Here is a 19,364-nt window from a genome sequence, read left to right on the forward strand (position 1 = left end):
GGCAGGCTGAGGCCGCCCGGCCTAGGTCCCTGGCATGGGAATCTGATTCCTTCAAGGAGTCCTTCACGGACCACTCAAGAAGCCGCTGACTGCGGTGTGGAAACCGGTCGGGTCTTCTACCCACGGCAGGTGACCAGCGTCGGGCAGGCTGACCCGCGTAACGTTCGGCAGTGCCTGTTCCAGCGAGTCCACTGCCCAGCGCGGGCGGATGTCCGCTGCCCCGTCCACGATCAGCGTCAGCACCTTCAGCGTTTCGCACTGCTCGCGCAGGTCTGGCGAAGGCTCGCGGTTCAAAGCTGCGTTGCACTCGAAATTCACGCCGAACCACGGGTCCGCCATCGCTTCGGCGTGTTGCAGCGCCCGTTCCCGGTCCGCGAAGTCGGCCGACCATTGCAGCACGCAGTACTCCCGGTCTTCCTCCGCAGTACGCTCCCGGTCGCGCAGCCACTCCCAGCGCGCGAGGTGCCCGCCCAGTGACTCCCGGAGATTCCGCTGGTAGTCCGCGTGCCAGGACGAGTCGATGCCGGTGCCGGAGACGTAGACCAGCTTCGTCACGCGTTCCGGATGCGCCAGCGTGTAGCGCAACGCCAGCTGCGCGCCCCACGAATGCCCCAGCAGCGCGACGCGGTCCCAGCCGAAATGCGCACGGACCGCGTCCAGGTCCGCTACGGTCCGCTCGACCGAGTACGGCCCCTGCCGCTGCGACCGGCCGCATCCGCGCTGGTCCCAGCGACAGACCGTCGCGGCTGCCGAGAGCGCAGCCGCGACGTCCGCCATCATGTCCCACAGGCCTGGGCCGCCGTGGCAGAAGACGACCGGTTCGCCGTCGCCCTGCCGTGTCGCCCAAAGCCGGACCCCGTCGTCAGTCCCTACCGCTTGATCCACGCGACGCAGTATGACCCACCGCCACCGGAGCGAGCCCGCCGTTTTCCTCGACCAGCCCGCCCTGCGCCGGTTTGCGGCCGTGTTTCATCAGCAGGATGATCGCCACCCCGAAGACGCCGACGACGCCAGCCCACAGATAGGACTGGGTGAACGCGGAGTCGCCGTAGATCACCGCGTGCGATCCGGGCAGCGTCATCCGGACGTGCTCGGCCATGATCGCGCCGGTCACCGTCACGGCGGCCGACGACGCCAGCATCGCGATCACGCCGGCGATGCAGTTGCCCGCGCCGCCCAGCCGCTCGGGCAGCGCGTCCTGCAGCAGGTTCGCGTTGGAGGAATGCAGGAACCCGACCGCGAACCCGGCGACGAAGCTGGTGATCGCGACCTGCCACTGCACGGTGAACATCCGCGAGCCGAGGAACATCACCGCCAGGAAGCACAGGCTGGACGCGAGCAGCACCTGCCGCGCGCCGATCCGCTTCGACAGGTAGCCGCCGAGCGGGCCGACGACCATACCGACGATGCCGAGCGGGAACGTCCACAATGCCAGCTGCAACGCGGAAAGTCCTACGCCGTAAGTGTTTCCGGGGATGTGCGGGGTCTCGAACATGGTCGGGCTGAGGATGCCGTGCGCGTTCATCATGTACGACACCAGCCCGACCGCCACGACCGTCGGCAGGAACTTCCGCCCGACCAGCACCCGCAGGTCGATCAGCGGTTCGGCGACTTTCAGCTCGCGCAGCACGAACGCGGCCAGCAGCAGCACGCCGAGGCCGAACGCGCCGATCGTGGTCGTCGAGCCCCAGCCCCACACCCCGCCCTTGCCGACGGCGACGAGCAGCACGCCGAGGCTCGCGCCGAGCAGAATGGCCCCGAGAATGTCGAACGACGATTTGACCCGCACCCTGCTTTCCGGCACCAGCCACGCGTGCAGCGGAAGCAGGACGGCGACGTAAATGACCATGAACCAGAACACGCTGCGGAATCCGAAATTGTCGATCAGAGTGCCGGCGAGGAACGGTCCGGCGACCGCGCCCATCCCGATTCCGGTGACCACCGAACCGAGCGCGACCGGTACGTAGGAGCGCGGGACCACGTCGCGGACGAGCGCGTAGGAAATGTTCACGATGCCCACCAGACTGCCCTGCAGCAGCCGTCCGATCAGCAGCACCGCGAACACGTCGGTGGTCGCGCACAGGACGCTGCCGAGCAGGAAGATCCCGCCCATCACCAGGATGATCCGCTTCTTGCCGTAGCGGTCGGCGGCCTTGCCCGCGAGCGGCAGCACGACCGCGCCCGCCAGCGTCACCACCGAAGCCGCCTGCGCCACGTCGAGGGTCCGGAAATGCGCGGCCATCCCGGGCAGCGCCGGGTACACCATGAGGATTTCGAACGTGGCTATTTCGGAGAGCAGAATGATCAGCGCGCAGACCGCGATGATCCGCCCGCGGGGAACAGGTCCGTTAGCCGGATTCAGGTCGAGTGCCATGCCGGTCCCTTTCCAGAAGTGATCAGGGGAATCCCCGCCGGAATACGAGGTCCCGCGCTGATGAGGCCGGAATCGACGTGAGCGTAATCACGGCGCCGGAACGACCTTGGCGCGATCCCGCTCACCGGGAGTCCGCACTAGGCCTCGTACGTAACCCGCACCTGGTCCGTCCGCGGCCGAGCCTGGCACGCCAGAATCAACCCGTCCGCGAGGTCCTGCGCGTCGAGGACTTCGTTGTGCGCCAAGTCCACTTCCCCGCTCACCAGCACACAGGCGCAGGCACTGCACGCACCCTCCCGGCACGAGAACGGCGCGTCCATCCCCGCCGCGAGCAAGACGTCGAGCAACGCGTTGTCCCGCGGCCAGCGCAACGTCCGCGTCTCCCCGTCGAGTTCGACCTCGACCGTGCTCGCCGGACCGGATTCCGCCACCGCCACCGAGGCGAACGGATCGCCAGTCAGCGACGTGAACCGTTCCACGGTAAGTCTTTCCACCCCGAGTCCATTAAGGACTGTCGAGGCCAGCTCCATGAACGGGCCAGGCCCGCACAGGAACACCTCCCGCTCCCGATACGGTGCCAGCAGCGCCCGAAGCCCGGCCTCGGTCGGCAAGCCCTGCACCGATTCCAGCCAGTGCAGCACGGTCAGCCGGTCCGGATATTCCTTCGCCAGCCGGATCAGCTCGTCCCGGAAGATCACCGACTGCTCGTCCCGGTTCGCGTAGCCCAGCGTCACCCGTCCGGACCCGGCCCGCAGACAGGACTTCAGGATCGACATCACCAGCGTGATCCCGCTGCCGCCAGCGAGCAGCAGCAGATCCGCGTCGAGCGACCGCGGCGTGAACGTGCCCGACGGCCGCAGCACCTCAAGCACGGTCCCCTCGACCGCGTTGTCCACCAGCCAGTTCGACCCATACCCGCCGGCGGTGCGCTTCACCGTGATTCTCGGTGGCTCCTCGCAATGCGGCGAACTGCACAGCGAATAGCAGCGCGCGACACTGTCCTCAGTGGACGGAATGCGCACGGTGAGGAATTGTCCGGGCAGGTAATCGAAACTGTCGTCGAGCGGTTCCAGCACCAGTGAATGCGCGTCGGCGGTCTCGCGGATCACCTCGGTCACCCGCACCCGCATCGCACTCATGCCGAGCGCGCGGCATGCTGCGCCGCGAGATAGCCGAAGACGATCGACGGTCCGATTGTCGCACCGGGACCGGCGTATTCGTTGCCCATCACCGCGGCGGTCGTGTTGCCGGTGGCATACAGGCCGTCGATCGCCGAGCCGTCCTCGCGCAGCACCCGGCTGTTCTCGTCGCACACCAAACCGCCCTTGGTGCCGAGATCGCCGACCTCGATGCGGAACGCGTAATACGGCGTCTTTTCGATCGCGTCGAGACACGGATTCGGCAGCGTCGGGTCACCGTAGTACCGGTCGTAAGCGGATTCGCCGCGACCGAAATCGTCGTCCACTCCGGTACGGGCAAATCCGTTGAACCGTGCCACGGTTTCCGCCAGCGCGTCAGCCGGAACGCCGATCTTCTCCGCCAGCCCGGAAAGCGTCTCGGCGCGGTGCGCGATTCCCGCCGCGTAGTACGGCTCCGGAATCGGCGCGCCCGGCAGGATCTGCGCGAACGGATACCGCGCGCGGGCCTTCGCGTCCATGACGAACCACGCGGGCACGTGCCCGCCCTCGAGCTGCGCATGCACGAAGGTGACATACGGCGCGGACTCGTTCGTGAACCGCGTGCCCTCGGCGGACACGATGACCGAGCGCGGGATCGAGCGTTCGGACACCAGCGGCACGACCGCGCCGGACGGATGCCGCACCGACGGCATCCACCACGCGTCGTCCATCAGATCCGTGGCCGCGCCGACGCCGAGCCCGGCCTCGATGCCGTCGCCGACGTTCTCCCGCGCGCCACCGCTGTAATCGTCCCACGCGGCTTCCGGAAGATAGCGTTTCCGCAGATCGGCGCTGTGCTCGAAGCCGCCGGTCGCCAGCAGCACGCCCCGGCGGGCACGGATCCGCCGCTGCGCGCCGTCGTGCTCGGCGACGATCCCGGTCACCCGGCCGTCCTCGACCACCAGCTCGGTCATCGGCGACCGCAGCCACAGCGGGACCCCGGCGTCCTTCACCGCCATCCGCAGCCGCGCGACCAGCGCCCGGCCGCCCGTCGCCATGTGCCGGCGCCGCACCAGGTTGGACGAGACCCGCCAGGCGGCGACCACCGAAGCCCACCGGCCGCGCCAGGTGCGCTTAACCATCGCCAGATCGTGGTAATCCTTCGCGGTGACCCACAGGCCGAGCGGCCCCTTCATCGTGTTCGGCCGCTGATGCCGCTCGTCCTCCCCGAGGCGGCGGGTGTCGAACGGCTTCGCCTCGACCGAGCGGCCCAGCGGACGGCCGCCCTCCAGCTCCGGGTGGTAATCGGCGTAGCCCTTCACCCAGAAGAACCGCAGCCACTTGCTGCGTTCCAGCAGCTCCATCGCCGCCGGTCCGTGGTCGACGTACGCGTCGAGCCGCTTGGCGTCCACCCGGCCCTCGGTGAGCAATTCGAGGTAGCGGCGGATCGAGGCCCGGCTGTCGTCGTGGCCCGCCGCGCGCAGCGTCGGGTTGTTCGGGATCCAGATGCCGCCGCCGGAAATCCCGGTGGACCCGCCGTACATCGCGCCCTTCTCGACGACCAGCACGTCCAGCCCGGCCGCCGCCGCGGTCAGGGCCGCGGTCATCCCGCCGCCGCCGGACCCGACGACGACGAAGTCGTACTCGGCGTCCCAGCTCATCGCTCGCCGTCCTTCCGGAGCAGGAACGCGAGGACGGCGCTTTCCCACGCGTCCTTCTGCTCGATCATCGTCCAGTGCCCGCAGTTGGGGAGGATGTGCAGTTCCGCGTGGGGAATCGTGCGCATCGGGATCAGCGCCATGTCGAGCGGGCTGACCCGGTCGTCGCGGCCCCAGGTGATCAGGGTGCGGGCGCGGATCTTGCGCAGCGTCGCCCACAGCGGGGTGACGTCGACTGCCGCGGCCGCCTGCGCCTGGAGCACACCTTTGCCGTACATTTTCTTGGCACTGGCCAAGGAATCCGGAGCGGTGGCCAGCCGCCAGCGCTCCTCGATCAGCTCGTCGGTGATCAGCCGCCGGTCGAACACCATCGAATTCAGCCACTGCACGAGCCGCTCGCGCGTCGGATCCTCGACGAACTCGGTCAGCAGGTTGATGCCCTCCCCCGGAGCCGGGCTGAAGAGGTTCGTGCCCATGCCGCCGACGGTCACCAGCCTGCGCACGCGCTCCGGTTGCGCGATCGCGGTGCGGGTGGCGACGAACCCGCCCATCGAGTTGCCGACGAGGTCCGCGGAGCTGATGCCGAGCCCGTCGAGCAGATCGAGCACCGCGCGTTCGGCGGCGGGCATCGGCGGCTCCGCGACCGGGTCGCTCACGCCGAAACCGGGGAATTCCAGGATCAGGCACCGGAAATGCGCGGCGAACGACGGCAGGTTCTCCCGAAAGTTCTGCCATCCGGTGACGCCGGGACCGGATCCGTGCAACAGCACGACCGGCGGGCCGTCGCCTGCTTCGTGGTAGCGCAGCACGCCCCGGTCGGTGCGAAGTTCGCGCAGCGTCGCGTCGTGGCTCAGTTCCGGCATGGCTGACCTCTTGCTCGTGGGTGCGGGATAGCGCCGAAGCTAGCCAGCCGCCGGACGCGCGCGGTGCGGCAGTCCCGGTGACCGAGAGGCCCGAACCGCCGCGATACCGGCGGCTTTTACCGTCGAAGCCATGCACACCACCGAAGCCCCGGCCCCGTTGGAGATGCGCCGCGCGCTGAGCCGGTTCGCCAGCGGCGTCACCGTGGTGACCGGCGTCGACGACGGCGAGGCGGTGGGGTTCACCTGCCAGTCCTTCACGTCGGTTTCGCTGGAACCGCCGCTGGTGCTGTTCTGCGCCGACCGCGGCGGCCGAGCGTGGCCGCGCATCCGGTCCGCGGGCCGGTTCTGCGTCAACGTGCTGGCCGAACCGCAAGCCGACCTCTGCGCCCGCTTCGGATCCCGCCGCGGTTTGCGTTTTGAGGGGCTGGATTGGGAGCTTTCCCGGTGGGGCACGCCGGAATTGCCCGGGGTGCTGCTGCGCGTGCACGCCGACGTCGAAACCGTGCACCCGGCCGGCGACCACGACATCGTCCTCGGCCGCGTGCTCGCCCTCGACCCCGGCGCCGACGACCGGCCGATGATCTTCTACCGCGGCGACTTCGGCGTCGAAGGCAGTCCGGACGAGGTCCCCGGCTACCTCTGGGGCTGGAGCGACCGCTGAGCCTCCTCCTCCAACGCCCGCACCATCGCCACCGCCGCCGCCCCCGGCTGCTCCCCCGTCACCGCCCACAGCGAACGTCGCAAGCCGCCGCTTTCATCGCGTACCGGAACCCACCGCACGTCCGCCGGCAGCGAGTCCGCCGCGAAGCCCGGCACCAGCGCGATTCCCAGCCCCGCCGCGACCAGGCCTAACCGCGTCGGCCACGCGCGCACCGCGAACGCGATCTCCGGCCCGGCGATTCCCGGCCAGGCCCCGAAATCCGGGGCGCTGCCCGCGCCGACGATCCAGTCCTGCTCGGCCAGTTCGCCCGGCTCGACCCAGCTGCGCCCGGCAAACGGATGCGCTTCCGCGACCGCGACGCCGTAGCCGATTCCGCCGCGCAATTCGGTGCGGCGCACTCCTGCGAAATCGTATTCCGGCAATCCGTCCCCGGTCACGGCCACCGCGACGTCGAGCCGACCGCGGCGCAGCGACTGCAGCTGGGCCGGCGTCGCGGATTCGGCGATCTGCACCTCCACGCCCGGATGCGCGCGCAGCAGCCGGGAAATCGCCCTCGGCAGCAAAACCGCCGACGCGGCGGGAAATCCGCCGACCGCGATCCGCCCGGCCAGCCGATCGCGCAGCCCGGCCAGCTCCTTCCCGGCCGCGCTCACGCTGTCCAAAACCCGTCCGGCATGCCGGATCAGCACTTCGCCCGCCGCAGTAGGGCGGATTCCGCGCGCATGCCGTTCGAACAACGCGGTTCCGGTAGCGCGCTCGCTGGCCGCGATCTGCCGCGACACCGCCGACTGCGTGTACCCGAGCCGGTGCGCGGCAGCGCTGAACGACCCGGTGCGGGCCACCTCGACCACGACCCGGAGGCCGGTGAGCGTCAGATCAGCCATTCCGCCAACCATATCCGAAACGCGCCCGGCCCCGGACGTCCACAGTAGACGCCACCGCGGCCTCCTCCCCTGTGCCACGACGCGAAATGCCGGGCCCGGCCCAGCGGACCGGGATTTTCGCGCCCCGAAGGACACCGAGAGTGCCCCAACTACCCCGCCGCGGGTGCCGCCGAACGCCTGAATCGCCGTTGCGGCGAACAGGCGAACTCGCGGCGAACTCACCGCGCGGGCGAAACGCAGGCGCGGAATGCGGCGATGTCATTGCCAGGAGTGGCGAAAAGAATCTCCAGCGTGACCGCCGGCCGGCGGTCTACTGTGGAATGCCCGCGCCCACCCGCTGTTCACCGGGTGGCCGTCGCCGCTTAACCGATGACAGTAACTTTCCGGCGGCAGGCCCGCGATGTCCTTTTTGACTGCGACGGCTCGTCACCGGACAGCCGTCCGAGCCGGACTGAGGTTGCGACACATGAAAAGCGCTCGAAGTCCACGCCGGACTCCCCGCTTCCAGCTGATCGGCGGCCCGGGAAACGCGACGAGGTGGCGGCTCCTCGGCACGAACAACGCTTCGCTGGGGCTGGGCACCGTCGACTACCGCAACGGGGAGGAATGCGTCGCGGCGATCCAATGGCTGTGCGCGAACCTCCCGCGCACGCGCATGGAACTGACCCACGACCACGGAATCGACTGGCGGTGGATCCTGCGCGCGGGCAACGGCCCGGTCGCGTCGGCGAGCCACGCCTACGGACGCCGGATCGAAGCACAGCACGGATACGAACGATTCGTCACCGCGATCGGCGAGGCGGCGGAATTCGCGGCGGAGGGCCGGATCACCGACTGGCGCACCAAGTACCGGCTGCCCGGCTAACGCGTTCGTCGGGCATTAACTCCCGCGCCGTCGGGCGGGAACGCGAATTGCCGGGCACTGTTCGCGCAACCCCGCGAGGTTGGTCTCGACCACGGAATCCCGTGGTCGAGACCAGACAGAAAGAGTACAAACTGATGCGTGCTCGTACTGCCCGGTTCGTGGGCGTCTCCGCCGCGGCCGCCGCTGGCGCCGCCCTGCTCTTCCCGGGTACCGCCAGCGCAATCCCCGGCCCGAACCAGCTCCCCGAGGTCGTGGCGGCCGTGGGGTCCGACACGATCGCGGACGTCACCACCGCGGTCTTCGCCGCGGCCAACGGCTCCGCGGCGAACAGCGACCCCGACAACTACGTCAACGTCCCGCCGGTTCTCGCGCCCGGCGCGTCGTTCAGCGTCCCCGGCGACATCTACGACAACGGAACCACCTACAACGGCACCAACCCGCCGCCCAACGGTTCCTCCGCGGGCAAGACCGCGCTGGCCAACGCCGCCGCGGCCGGCAGCGGCTCGGTCGACCTCGCCCGTTCCTCCTCCCCGCGGTCGGCTTCCGACCCGTCGTCCTTCCAGTACTTCGCCTTCGCGAAGGACGGCGTGTCCTGGGCCGCCTCGTCGACCGGAGCCGGCGCGGGCGTCACCCTGACCCTGGCCCAGCTGCGCGGCATCTACAGCGGCACCATCACCAACTGGAACCAGGTCGGCGGCACCAACACCCCCATCTCCGTCTACCTGCCCCAGGCGGGCTCCGGCACGCTGTCGTTCTTCACGAACACGGTGCTCGGCTTCGACCCGACCACGAAGCCGGTCACCATCAAGCGATTCCAGGAGAACGAGGGCACCACGATCCCGGCGGCCGACCAGGCTTCCGCGATCGCGCCCTACTCCGTGGCCCAGTGGGTCGCGCAGGGCAACGGCGTCGTGAGCGACAAGCGCGCCGGCTTCTTCGAGGGCACCCTGACCGGTGCCGGTTCGGACGGCGCCCCGGTTTCGGGCTCCGCGCCGAACTACGCCCCGGCCTTCGCCGACGGCTTCCTCGGCGCCCGCTTCGTGTACTACGTGCTGGACACCCGCTCGCCGTCGCACGACGCGGCGCTCAACGCGGTCGGCTTCGACTCGTCCGGCCCGAGCCCGCTGTGCAACGGCAGCCTCGCCGGCACGCTCAGCCAGTACGGCTTCAAGCCGCTCGCCCCGGTGAACGGCGTCACCTGCACGCTTTCCTGATCCGCTCAGCACACCGGACCGGCCCGGCCAGGGAGCTTCTTCCCCGGCCGGGCCGGTTCCGTTTCCGCCCGCACTACTACCGCTGAAGGAGCGCACGTGAGAAGCACTGCTCAGATCTCCGCGGTGACCGCGACCGTCGCGGCCGGTTGCCTCCTCTTCCCCGGTCTCGCCGACGCGGTGCCCGGCCCGAACGGCGTCCAGGAGGTCGTCACCGCGGTCGGAGCCAGTACCACTTACGAAGTCACTGGCGCGATCTTCGCCGCCGCCAACGCTTCCGCGGCGAACACCGACCCCGACACCTACGTCAACCTCCCGCCGGATCCCGCGCCCGGCGGCCCGTTCGATCCTGGCGACGGCTCAGGCGACGTCGTCCGTTCCGATCTGCCGCGGTCTCCTTCCGACCCGGCGGCCTTCCAGTACTACGGCTTCGCCAAGGACGCGGTGTCCTGGGCCGCCTCGTCGACCGGTGCGGGCGCGGGCGTCACCCTCACCCTGGCCCAGCTGCGCGGCATCTACGACGGCACCGTCACCAACTGGAACCAGGTCGGCGGTGCCAACGCACCCATCACGGTGTACCTTCCCCCGGCTGGCTCGGGTACGTCAGTGATTTTCGCCAAGGCGGTCCTCGGTTTCGACCCGGCCGCCAAGCCGGTCGCCGTCCATCGGTTCCGGGAACACGACGCCACCACCATTCCCGCCGCCGACCGGCCGACCGCGATCGCGCCGTACTCCGTGGCGCAGTGGGCCGAGCAAGGCAATGGCGTTGTCAGCGACAAGCGTGCGGGCTTCCTCGCCGGAACCCTCATCGGCGCCGGTTCGGACGCTTCCCCGGTCGCGGGGACTCCGCAAAACTACGTCCCGGCCTACGGCGAGGGCTTTCTCGGCGCGCACTCCGTCTACTACGTAGTCGACACCCGCTTGCCGTCCCACGACGCGGCCGTCAACGCGATCGGCTTCGACCAGACCGGCCCGAGCCCGCTCTGCGCCGGCAGCTACGCCAGCATCCTGGCCCAGTACAGCTTCAAACCGCTGCCAGCCAGCCCGGCCGGGATCACCTGCACCCTCTCGTAACCGCGTCGAACCGGGGGCTGGCGCACCCAGCCCCCGGTCCCGAGCTTTCAGGCCCAAGCAGGCAACAACCGCCACACTGCCGACGCCGCCAGCACCGCCAACGCCAGCAACGCGGGCGTGGTCAGCACATACGTCGACACCGAACGCCAGCGCCGGTACAACACCGTCGCGCCCACCGCCACCACCGCGAAACCGCCGAAGGCCAGCACCAGCCGGGCCCAGCCGCTCGGATCGCCGGTGCGCCCGTCCTGAGCGTCCGCCCGGCCGTTCTGCGGCGTGGGACGAAACGGTTTTCCGTCAAGGACCGCAGTCACCACCGTCGCGCTCGATGCCGAGCCCGGCCACCATGAATCCGACGTGACGAGCGTCAGCCGGTCGTTCTCGGTACGGCCGTAGTCGCGGTCCTCGTCCAGGTCGCGGGTCGCGGTGTCGGTCACGGTATAGACCGATTTCCCTTGCGTGGTCGCGACGACGAGCTTGTCTCCCCGCGACAGTTCGCCGAGCTGGGAGAACGGCGCGCCATACCCGGAGTACCGGCCGACGATCGCCGAGTTCCCCGGCTGCCCCGGCCCCGACGTGCCCGGCACGTGCCCCGGACCGGACATCGTCTCCCCCGGTTCCACGCCTTCGAGCACGACCTGCTGCGCGTGCAGCTTCGGGATCTCCAGCACCGCCACCGGCGAACCGAACTCCGGCGGTTTCGTCACCGGCGCGGCACCGAGCAGCGTGCGGGCCGCTCCCTGTGCTTGCGCCATCCGGTCCTGCAGCACGGACAGCGCCGCCCGCTGGTCGTTGTTCGCCAGCATCGGCCCGAGCGCGTAGGCGACGATGCCGAAGCACACCACGGTGGTGACCAGCCAGCCGACCACCGCGACCACTGTCCACTTAGGAGTAAAGCGCACCGAGGCGCTGAGCGTCGCGGTCATGCCCGGCACCGCAACGCAACGAGCCGATTGACCCACGACGGCAACGGCTTCCCAGCGGTCAGATACCCGGTCGCCGAGGGCAGCAACACCAACGCGACGACGGCGAGCAACGGAATCAGCGCGCCCAGCACGCCCGCGCCCGGGAACAGCGGGATCTTCACCGACGCGGCCAGGCTGCGCGCTTCCTGAACGCTCGCCTGCGTCGGTGCCTTCATCGCCAGCGCGGCAGCTTCCGCCGCACCCGGGCCGTTCGAGCCGGAGCGGGCAAGCGGACCGCCGAAACCACCGCCCGGCGGAGCACCGCCGGGCGTAGCACCTGGCCCGGCGGTGCCTGCCGAGCCGGGATTCTGCGCTTCCTTCTGCTCGTGACAGGACGCCGCTGCCGTGCCGGTGCCGACCTTCGCCGCGGCCGCCTGCGCTGCGGACAGGAGGTCCGGCGTCAACGGAACCAGGCCAGCGCCCAGGGTGCCCTGACCGCCGTTGGTCGCGGCTTTCAGGAAGGTCGTCAACTGCGCCTGTTTCGCGGTCTGTGGCGCACACGAAGCGTCCACCAGCGGATTCAGCGGCGCGGTGAGCGACTCGACGAACGTGAGCGGATACGCCTCCGGGTCGTCGCTGGCGACGATCCGCACTGAGCCGTCCTTGGCCTGCTCAGTGTGCGCGGCCGCGGCCTGCAGCGACTTCGGGGTCGGCGCGACGTAGCCGCCCTTGCCGTTGGGCAGGGCCACCGGAGCCCAGCCGTTCTCGGTCGCGGTGGCCAGGTCGGTGACGACCCAGTTCAGGCAGCCCTTCCCGCACTCGTTCCCCGTCCCCAGCGTCGCGTTGCTGACCTGCTTGCGCACGTTGACCTGGCCGGTCTTCGCGTCGACGTTGTGCACGCCGCCGTCGCCGAGGTTGAGCGCGTTGAGGTCGGTGACCACGCCGACCGGCCCCTCGCTCCCCTTCAGCGGGTTCTTCTGGAGATCCACGAACTTCCCGTAGGTCCAGGCGGGCAGCCCGTTCAGCCTGCTGCTGAGCACCAAGGGCACAGTGCTCGTCCCGATTTCGCCGGTGACCCCGTAGAAATCGGTGGTGAACTGCCCGGCGCGCGTGTTGGGTGCCAGGAGGGCGTTGGCGGCTCCGCTGATCGCGGCCAGCGCGGGATTTCGCTGCACCAGCGCGGACTGGTCGGTGAAGATGCCGCCCCGGCCCGTGCTGTCCGGAGCCAGGCCGCCCTTGCTCAGCAGGTTGGCGAGATCGTCCCAGCTGAATTTCAGGTTGTCGGCCAGTCGCGAGTTCAACGCGCCGCCGTCGTCCCGGCGATCCGTCGGCGCCCAGCCGACCGCGGCGAGCACTGTCGCGTTGAGCGCCGCCGGGACGTAGCTGCGAGCGCGGACCTGCTGCGCGGCCAGCGTTCCGCCGGAGCCGGTGACCTGCACGTCCGACTCGCCCTTGTCGAAGGAGGTCAGCCCGACGTCCTCGCTCTCGTTCACGATGTTGACCGGCTGCGCGGCCTGGGTCGGCGCGCAGAGCATCTGGTTCCAGCCGACCGCGGTGCGGCCGAACCGCTCCGGCATGCTGCCGGTCAGCGTGCTGGCCCCGACCCCGCCGCAGCCCTTGATCTGGAGCCCGGGAGCGGACGCGCGGAAGACGATCGAACTGTCGTACACCGTCCGCGCGGGAGCGGTCGCCGTCGCCGGGACGAAGATCCGGAGCGTCATGGTGCACGGGTGGTTCTCGTCGCAGGAGAACGAATACTGCTTGTGGTCCGGGTTGTTCGGCCACGTCAGCTTCGGCGGCACCGGCTTGATCGAGGTGAAATCCGGGTCGAACGCGATGATTCCCGGCGTGCGCGCCCCACGCGGCACGTAAGTGTCGAACACGATGTTGTGCGTGGTCGCGCTCCGGCCGACGTCCGTGGGCGGCGGCTTGAATTCCGTGCCCGACAGCTCGTCGTTGAAGGCCCCGCAGTAGGCGGTGACGCGGGCCGCGACGTCCGGATTATGCGCCCCGGTCGCCGGTTTCACGAGGGAGTCCCGCAACGGCACCGGGCACACCGCGTAGTTCGCCGTGGCCCCCGCCGGCAGCCCGGAGATCGTGATGCGCAGCGGATCCCCGTCCTGCGCGTTCATCGGATCGCTGCCGGTCACCTGCACCTGATAGTTCAGCGGGCTCGGCTGCGTCTGCGCGGACGCCGACGGCACCGCGGCGACGCCGAGCACCGCGAGCACCCCGGCGGCGAGCACGAGCGCCACGCGTCTGAAGCGGTTCATGGGTTCAACCTCTCCAGCGTCGCGCGCGGCGTCAACAAACGGGAACGGAACGCGGGCACCGGTTCACGTACGCGCCGTCGGGCCTTCGCTGTCCAGCCAACTTTCCCCGCTCCCGGCTCGTAATACTCGCTCCCGTGACCGTCTCGACCTCCCCGTCCGGCCCCGCGCCGCCGGACCGTCTCGTCCTCGCCGACCTGCCTTCCCGCGCCGACCGGCTCTTCCGCCGCGTCACGAGCGGGGCCGGGCTTTCGGTGCTCGCGCTCCTGATCGTGATCGGCTTCTTCCTCGTCTACCGGTCCGCGCCCACGTTCGAGGCCAGCGGTTTCGGCTTCTTCACCACGATCCAGTTCGACCCGGCTTCCGGGCGCTTCGGCGTGCTCGGCCTGCTGTACGGCACCGTGGTGGTCGCGCTGATCGCGGTCGCGTTCGCGGTGCCGCTTTCGGTGCTGGCCGCGCTGTTCATCAGCGACTACGCCAGCCCGCGGATGCGCGGCTTCCTCACCGGGCTGGTCGACCTGCTCGCCGCGATTCCCAGTCTGCTCTACGGACTGTGGGGATTCAGCTTCCTGCGCCCGTACATCACTCCATTGTCGGAATGGCTGACCGACAATCTCGGCTGGTTCCCGCTGTTCGAAACGAAACCGGGCGCGGTGCTGTTCAACTCGATGTTCGTCGCCGGGCTCGTCGTGTCGCTGATGGTCATCCCGATCACGACCTCGGTCATCCGCGAGGTTTTCACCCAGACTCCGCCCGGGGAAAAGGAAGCGGCGCTCGCGCTGGGAAGCACGCGCTGGGGCATGGTGCGCACCGTCGTGCTGCCGTTCGGCCGGGGTGGGATCATCGGCGGCTCGATGCTCGGGCTCGGCCGGGCACTCGGCGAGACGATCGCGGTTTCCCTTCTGCTGCCACAGGTTCCGGAACTGACGACGCACCTGCTGGAGTTCGGCGGCGCGACCATCTCGGGCTTCATCGCCAATAACGCCGGCCAATCCGGACCCGCGCTCAGCGGTTTGATGGCGGCCGGGCTGGTGCTGTTCCTCTTCACCCTCGCGACGAACTTCACCGCGTCGGTGATCATTTCCCGCAGCCGTTCCGGAGCGGGAGTCGACGCGTGACCGCCACCGAAATCCGCACCGAAGAAGTGCGTCCGGTCCCGGTCCGCCGCCGCACCTCCGCAACCACCCCGCAGGACCGGCTGGTGGCGCTCGGCTGCGCCGCGTCCGCGACGCTGCTGACCTGGTTCGTGATGCACCAATTGCTGGTGTCGCCGGGCTGGCTCGCCGACCTCGTCGTGGCCTACCTGCTGTACCTCGGCATGCTCTACCTCGTCACCCGCGACCGGCTGGGCAGGCTCGCCGCGGTCGACAAGCTGGTGTCCGCGGTCGTGGTGAGCGGCGCGGTCGGCCTGCTGATCCCGTTGCTGTTCCTGCTCGGCTACATCGTGGTCAAGGGTGTGCCGAGCCTGCGGCTGGCCTTCTTCGGGCACGACATGTCCGCCGTCGCGCCGACCGATCCGGCGACCGCGACCGGCGGTCTGCACGCGATCGTCGGCACCCTGGAGCAAACGGCGCTCGCGCTCGTGTTCGTCGTTCCGCTCGGCGTGCTGACCGCGGTGTTCCTCAACGAGACCCGCTCCCGGTTCCGCCGCCCGGTACGGATTTTCGTCGACGCCATGAGCGGCCTGCCGTCCGTGGTCGCCGGACTTTTCGTCTACGCGGCACTGATCTTGCCGCCCGCTCAACTCGGCTTCTCCGGTTTCATGGCGACGCTCGCGTTGACGATGATCATGCTGCCGACCGTCACCCGCACCGTGGACGTGGTGCTGCGCCTAGTCCCCGACGGCCTCCGCGAAGCGTCGCTCGCCCTCGGCGCGAGCCGCGCGCGCACGGTCTGGTCGGTGGTGCTGCCGACCGCGCGCACCGGCGTGAGCACCGCGATCATCCTCGGCATCGCGCGTGTAGTCGGCGAAACCGCGCCGCTGCTGTTCACCTCCTTCGGCACGCTTTCGATGAACTTCAACCCGTTCAGCGAGCCGCAGGAAAGCTTGCCCCGCTTCGTTTACCGCTACATCAAGGAACCGCTCGCCTCGGCGCAGGAACGCGGGTACATCGGCGCGCTGGTGCTGATCCTGCTGATCTTCGCCCTGTTCGCCCTGACCCGGCTGATCGGCCGCAAACGCTGGTCGGCGCGCCGCACGAAACCCAGGAGTGCCCGGTGACCGAAATCCTCGAAGCCCGCGAACCCGTCCGGGTGCTCGGCGGGCCGCCGCCCGGCGCGGCGGCGCTGGAGGCGCGCGGCGTGCACGCCTGGTTCGGCGACCGGCTCGTGCTGGAAGACGTCACTCTCGCGATGCCCGCCAACGAGGTGACCGCGCTGATCGGCCCGTCCGGCTGCGGCAAGTCGACGTTCCTGCGCATCCTCAACCGGATGCACGAACTGGTCGGCACCGCGAGCCTGGCCGGCGAGGTCCTGCTGGACGGCGACGACATCTACGCCGAGGGCACCCGCGCGCAGCACGCGCGGCTGCGGATCGGCATGGTGTTCCAGAAACCCAACCCGTTCCCGGCGATGTCCATTCGCGACAACGTCCTCGCCGGGCTCAAGCTCGCCGGCGTCCGATGCGCGGACAAGGACGGGCTGGTCGAGCAGAGCCTGGAACGCGCCGGCCTGTGGCGGGAGGTCCGGGACCGGCTCAACTCCCCCGGCGGCGCGCTCTCCGGCGGGCAGCAGCAACGGCTGTGCATCGCCCGGTCGCTCGCCGTGCAGCCGAACGTGCTGCTGATGGACGAACCCTGCTCGGCACTCGACCCGACGTCCACCCGGCGGATCGAGCAGACGATCGTGGAGATCTCCGACGAGGTGACCGTCGTGATCGTCACGCACAATATGCAGCAGGCGCAACGGGTTTCGCATCATTGCGCGTTCTTCCTCGCCGGGGAGAACGAGCCGGGCCGGGTGGTCGAACACGGTTCGACGGAGCAGATTTTCGAGAATCCCGAAGACAGCCGCACCCACGACTACGTCCACGGCCGTTTCGGCTGATCCAGGGAGATCTTCGATGCACCACACCAGATGGGCCGGGCTCGCCTGCGCGGGGGCGCTGCTGGCCGGCCAGGTTTTGCTCGCGCCAGCCGCCGAAGCGTTCAGCCAGGTCAACGGCTCCGGATCGACCTACGTCGGGCTCGCGATGAGCGATTGGCAAAATGGCGCCAATTCCCGCGGTATTCCGGTCAATTACAGCGCACTCGGGTCCCCGGCGGGGGTCAATCAATACGGCGATCACACTGTTGACTTCGCCGGTACCGAAGCGGAAGTCAGTTCCCTGGAAGCCGCTGGCGGCGGCGGGGCTACCGCCAAACAGCGTGGCTATCAATACGTTCCGGATGTCGCCGGAGCGGTCGCAGTGATGTACAACGTCACCGACGCCGGCGGACGGCGGGTCGACACCCTGCACCTCACCCGGGACGTCATCGCCCGGATCTTCGCGCGGCAGATCACCCGTTGGAACGACCCGGCCATCAGCGCGACCAACGGCGGTTTTGCCTTGCCAGATCAGCCCATTACGTTGGTGGGACGCAGCGGACAGTCCGGTACCACGGCGTTGTTCTACGACTTCGTGGCCCACGTCGCCCCCGGACCGTACGGGGATTTCGTTTCCCGCAACGTCGACAAGGGCATCGGACCGCTGCCCGCCGGGGTCCGGCCGATCCAGCTGCCGACCCGGGGCCCGGACGCGGATTTCTACCGGCTTTTCGCGGATTCCGACCAGATCGCGCAGACGCTCGCCAACGGCAGCGTCCCGTTCTCCATCGGATACGACGAATTCGGTTACGCGAAGAAATACAACGCGCCGACCGCGTGGGTGGAGAACCAGGCCGGAAAATACACCCTGCCCTACGCGGCCAATATCGCGGCTGCGCTCACCAAGGCCAACCTGCGGCCGGACCTCAGCCAGGAACTGTCCGGGGTCTACGCCAACCCGGATCCGTCGACCTACCCCATCTCGGCTTACTCGTATTTGATGACACCGTGCGGGTCCGGACGGGACACCTGCAAGGGCGGCTATCCGGACGGAGCCAAAACGGAGACGATGACGGCGTTCATCGAGCACATCGCGTGCGACGGCCAGATCAACATGGCGCGGATCGGCTATTCGCCGCTGCCGCCCAACCTGTCGCAGGAGATGATGAACGCCAATGCCCGGCTCACCGGCCGTCCGGCCAAGCAGCTCAGCGCGGGCAACTGCGCCAACCCGACCTTTCACGGCGGCCTGGGGGCGGGAGCGACCGCGCCCGAGGACCCGTTCGTCGGTCTGGGCGGAGTGGACGCGCTGACCCACGGCGGAACCGGCGGCGGGCCCAAGGCCGCGGCGAAAGAGGGCCCGAAGTCGTCCGCCGGTGCACAGGCTTCGACCGGACCCGCGGCGTCCTCGGCTTCCGGGCCGGATGCTTCGGACGCGAATGGCGGATCGCGGGATTGGCGCAATGCCGAACCTGCCGCGTACGAAGGCAGCGGATTCGGCGGGTTCGGCGCGTGGGCCGCGCTGGTCTTGTTCGCCGCGATCTGCGTACCGTTAGTGGTCCGCGGAATCATCCGGCGGCTGCGACGAACGGGATAGCGCTGCCTCGACAAGGCGAGATCACGCGGCCAGGCAGCTGTTTCGGCCGTGTTCCCCGCGGCCGAGGTTAATTCCCCCGCCAAGGTGGAGCCGACCCCCAACCCCACCGAGGCACCGGCTGATCCCCCACCGGCCCGGCATCCGGCGCGGAAAACACCACCGCCAGCCTGCTGCCCCACTCGAGATATCCGGCGAGGGCGGCGCGGAACTCCGGGTCGGCGGGCAGCCCGACATCGTCGGCGGTGGCCAGCAGCAGCGAGACCCACCGGCGCCGCTGCGGTTCGGTGATCGCGCGGCCGGTATGCCGGGAGATCATGTGTTCGTGCCCGCCGTGGTGCGCGGTGTACGCAGCCGGACCGCCGAACACCTCGCCGAGCCAGACCGCCACGTGTGCGGGGTGTTCCGGGCTCATCCCGGCGAACACCTCGGCGAGCAGGTCGTCCTCGGCCACCTTCGCGTAAAACGCCTCGGTCAGCTTCGCCAGCGCCGCTGCTCCGCCCGCCCACTCGTAGAGTGTCGGCACCGCACCGCCCGGCCCGGCCACCTCGGTGCGTTCGTAATGCCGCATCTCCTCGATGTCCTCGACGTAGGGCCGGATCTCGGCGAAGAACGCGGCGAACCGCGGCCCGCGCCGGAAACCGTGGAGGTGGGCGTCGGCCGAGGTCCAGCCGATGCGCAAGATGTAACTGCCGGGCTCATCCACGGCGCGAGCGAGTTCGTAGTCGTGACACTCTTCCGCCGCGGCCAGCGACTCGGCCGCCCGCTGGTAAGCGGCTTCGAAGTCCGCGTGCCCGCCGTCCGGGATGCGGTAGCGGATGTACTCGATGATCACCGGATCAGCCAAGCACTTGCCGGGCCGG

Annotated in this window: 17 protein-coding genes; 8 read left to right on the forward strand and 9 right to left on the reverse strand. The window is 69.5% G+C overall.

Annotated elements, in window-relative coordinates:
• Window positions 1-63: 63 nt before the first annotated feature.
• The 5 genes from RPX00_RS43215 to RPX00_RS43235 form a co-directional block, all read right to left on the reverse strand.
• On the reverse strand, window positions 64-885 hold the full coding sequence (locus tag RPX00_RS43215) for an alpha/beta fold hydrolase (RefSeq protein ID WP_406634559.1): 822 nt from the start codon (window positions 883-885) through the stop codon (window positions 64-66).
• Window positions 863-2,374: an MFS transporter gene (locus RPX00_RS43220; RefSeq protein WP_406634561.1), complete on the reverse strand. Its 1,512-nt coding sequence runs from the start codon at window positions 2,372-2,374 to the stop codon at window positions 863-865. Before RPX00_RS43220 ends, RPX00_RS43215 begins: the two co-directional genes overlap by 23 nt.
• Window positions 2,375-2,511: 137 nt before the next feature.
• Window positions 2,512-3,513, reverse strand: coding sequence for a 2Fe-2S iron-sulfur cluster-binding protein (locus RPX00_RS43225; RefSeq protein WP_406634563.1), 1,002 nt, complete (start codon window positions 3,511-3,513; stop codon window positions 2,512-2,514).
• Entirely contained in the window at window positions 3,510-5,153 is a 1,644-nt protein-coding gene (locus tag RPX00_RS43230) for an FAD-binding protein (RefSeq protein ID WP_406634565.1), read from the reverse strand. Before RPX00_RS43230 ends, RPX00_RS43225 begins: the two co-directional genes overlap by 4 nt.
• Window positions 5,150-6,013: an alpha/beta fold hydrolase gene (locus RPX00_RS43235; protein ID WP_406634567.1), complete on the reverse strand. Its 864-nt coding sequence runs from the start codon at window positions 6,011-6,013 to the stop codon at window positions 5,150-5,152. Before RPX00_RS43235 ends, RPX00_RS43230 begins: the two co-directional genes overlap by 4 nt.
• Window positions 6,014-6,143: 130 nt before the next feature.
• Between RPX00_RS43235 and RPX00_RS43240 the strand changes: the two genes are divergently transcribed.
• The gene (locus RPX00_RS43240; protein WP_406634569.1) at window positions 6,144-6,674 is read left to right on the forward strand and encodes a flavin reductase family protein; all 531 of its coding nucleotides are present in this window, start codon (window positions 6,144-6,146) and stop codon (window positions 6,672-6,674) included.
• On the opposite strand, the gene RPX00_RS43245 is transcribed toward RPX00_RS43240, so the two are convergent.
• Complete coding sequence (locus RPX00_RS43245; RefSeq protein WP_406634570.1) at window positions 6,647-7,558, reverse strand: LysR family transcriptional regulator; 912 nt, start codon at window positions 7,556-7,558, stop codon at window positions 6,647-6,649. The two genes, RPX00_RS43240 and RPX00_RS43245, sit on opposite strands and share 28 nt — an antisense overlap.
• 466 nt (window positions 7,559-8,024) lie before the next feature.
• On the opposite strand from RPX00_RS43245, the gene RPX00_RS43250 reads away from it, so the two are divergent.
• The 3 genes from RPX00_RS43250 to RPX00_RS43260 all read left to right on the forward strand — a co-directional run bounded on the left by RPX00_RS43250 (window position 8,025) and on the right by RPX00_RS43260 (window position 10,708).
• Complete coding sequence (locus tag RPX00_RS43250; RefSeq protein WP_406634572.1) at window positions 8,025-8,423, forward strand: DUF1508 domain-containing protein; 399 nt, start codon at window positions 8,025-8,027, stop codon at window positions 8,421-8,423.
• 134 nt (window positions 8,424-8,557) lie between these two features.
• Window positions 8,558-9,637, forward strand: coding sequence for a substrate-binding domain-containing protein (locus RPX00_RS43255; protein ID WP_406634574.1), 1,080 nt, complete (start codon window positions 8,558-8,560; stop codon window positions 9,635-9,637).
• Window positions 9,638-9,733: 96 nt separating this feature from the next.
• Window positions 9,734-10,708: a PstS family phosphate ABC transporter substrate-binding protein gene (locus RPX00_RS43260; protein WP_406634576.1), complete on the forward strand. Its 975-nt coding sequence runs from the start codon at window positions 9,734-9,736 to the stop codon at window positions 10,706-10,708.
• Window positions 10,709-10,755: 47 nt separating this feature from the next.
• Here the strand turns inward: RPX00_RS43260 and RPX00_RS43265 are convergent, their stop codons facing one another.
• Both RPX00_RS43265 and RPX00_RS43270 read right to left on the reverse strand, forming a co-directional pair.
• Window positions 10,756-11,634 (reverse strand): sortase, encoded by an 879-nt coding sequence (locus RPX00_RS43265; RefSeq protein ID WP_406634578.1) that lies wholly within the window; start codon window positions 11,632-11,634, stop codon window positions 10,756-10,758.
• Window positions 11,631-13,886, reverse strand: coding sequence for a hypothetical protein (locus tag RPX00_RS43270; protein WP_406634580.1), 2,256 nt, complete (start codon window positions 13,884-13,886; stop codon window positions 11,631-11,633). The genes RPX00_RS43265 and RPX00_RS43270 overlap by 4 nt, the downstream gene beginning before the upstream one ends.
• Before the next feature lie 134 nt (window positions 13,887-14,020).
• Between RPX00_RS43270 and pstC the strand changes: the two genes are divergently transcribed.
• Genes pstC through RPX00_RS43290 form a run of 4 tightly spaced genes read left to right on the forward strand, consistent with a single transcriptional unit; the run spans window position 14,021 to window position 18,504 of the window.
• On the forward strand, window positions 14,021-15,001 hold the full coding sequence (gene pstC / locus RPX00_RS43275; RefSeq protein WP_406634582.1) for a phosphate ABC transporter permease subunit PstC: 981 nt from the start codon (window positions 14,021-14,023) through the stop codon (window positions 14,999-15,001).
• The gene (pstA, locus tag RPX00_RS43280) at window positions 14,998-16,104 is read left to right on the forward strand and encodes a phosphate ABC transporter permease PstA (protein ID WP_406634584.1); all 1,107 of its coding nucleotides are present in this window, start codon (window positions 14,998-15,000) and stop codon (window positions 16,102-16,104) included. Before pstC ends, pstA begins: the two co-directional genes overlap by 4 nt.
• Before the next feature lie 5 nt (window positions 16,105-16,109).
• Window positions 16,110-16,928 carry a phosphate ABC transporter ATP-binding protein gene (locus RPX00_RS43285; protein WP_406643285.1) on the forward strand — a complete coding sequence of 273 codons (819 nt, stop codon included), beginning with the start codon at window positions 16,110-16,112 and terminating at the stop codon, window positions 16,926-16,928.
• A 16-nt stretch (window positions 16,929-16,944) separates the two neighbouring features.
• Complete coding sequence (locus tag RPX00_RS43290; RefSeq protein WP_406634586.1) at window positions 16,945-18,504, forward strand: substrate-binding domain-containing protein; 1,560 nt, start codon at window positions 16,945-16,947, stop codon at window positions 18,502-18,504.
• Between the two features lie 67 nt (window positions 18,505-18,571).
• Here the strand turns inward: RPX00_RS43290 and RPX00_RS43295 are convergent, their stop codons facing one another.
• On the reverse strand, window positions 18,572-19,336 hold the full coding sequence (locus RPX00_RS43295; protein ID WP_406634588.1) for a group II truncated hemoglobin: 765 nt from the start codon (window positions 19,334-19,336) through the stop codon (window positions 18,572-18,574).
• Between the last annotated feature and the right edge of the window lie 28 nt (window positions 19,337-19,364).

The organism is Amycolatopsis sp. WGS_07 (assembly GCF_045278895.1).
GTDB lineage: Bacteria > Actinomycetota > Actinomycetes > Mycobacteriales > Pseudonocardiaceae > Amycolatopsis.

Excerpts from the sequence above, each read along its gene's own strand:
- RPX00_RS43240 (WP_406634569.1), top strand. The coding sequence starts at position 6,144 with ATGCACACCACCGAAGCCCCGGCCCCGTTGGAGATGCGCCGCGCGCTG.
- RPX00_RS43245 (WP_406634570.1), bottom strand. The coding sequence starts at position 7,558 with ATGGCTGATCTGACGCTCACCGGCCTCCGGGTCGTGGTCGAGGTGGCC.
- RPX00_RS43235 (WP_406634567.1), bottom strand. The coding sequence starts at position 6,013 with ATGCCGGAACTGAGCCACGACGCGACGCTGCGCGAACTTCGCACCGAC.
- RPX00_RS43250 (WP_406634572.1), top strand. The coding sequence starts at position 8,025 with ATGAAAAGCGCTCGAAGTCCACGCCGGACTCCCCGCTTCCAGCTGATC.
- RPX00_RS43220 (WP_406634561.1), bottom strand. The coding sequence starts at position 2,374 with ATGGCACTCGACCTGAATCCGGCTAACGGACCTGTTCCCCGCGGGCGG.
- RPX00_RS43270 (WP_406634580.1), bottom strand. The coding sequence starts at position 13,886 with ATGAACCGCTTCAGACGCGTGGCGCTCGTGCTCGCCGCCGGGGTGCTC.
- RPX00_RS43225 (WP_406634563.1), bottom strand. The coding sequence starts at position 3,513 with ATGAGTGCGATGCGGGTGCGGGTGACCGAGGTGATCCGCGAGACCGCC.
- RPX00_RS43230 (WP_406634565.1), bottom strand. The coding sequence starts at position 5,153 with ATGAGCTGGGACGCCGAGTACGACTTCGTCGTCGTCGGGTCCGGCGGC.
- RPX00_RS43290 (WP_406634586.1), top strand. The coding sequence starts at position 16,945 with ATGCACCACACCAGATGGGCCGGGCTCGCCTGCGCGGGGGCGCTGCTG.
- RPX00_RS43255 (WP_406634574.1), top strand. The coding sequence starts at position 8,558 with ATGCGTGCTCGTACTGCCCGGTTCGTGGGCGTCTCCGCCGCGGCCGCC.
- RPX00_RS43265 (WP_406634578.1), bottom strand. The coding sequence starts at position 11,634 with ATGACCGCGACGCTCAGCGCCTCGGTGCGCTTTACTCCTAAGTGGACA.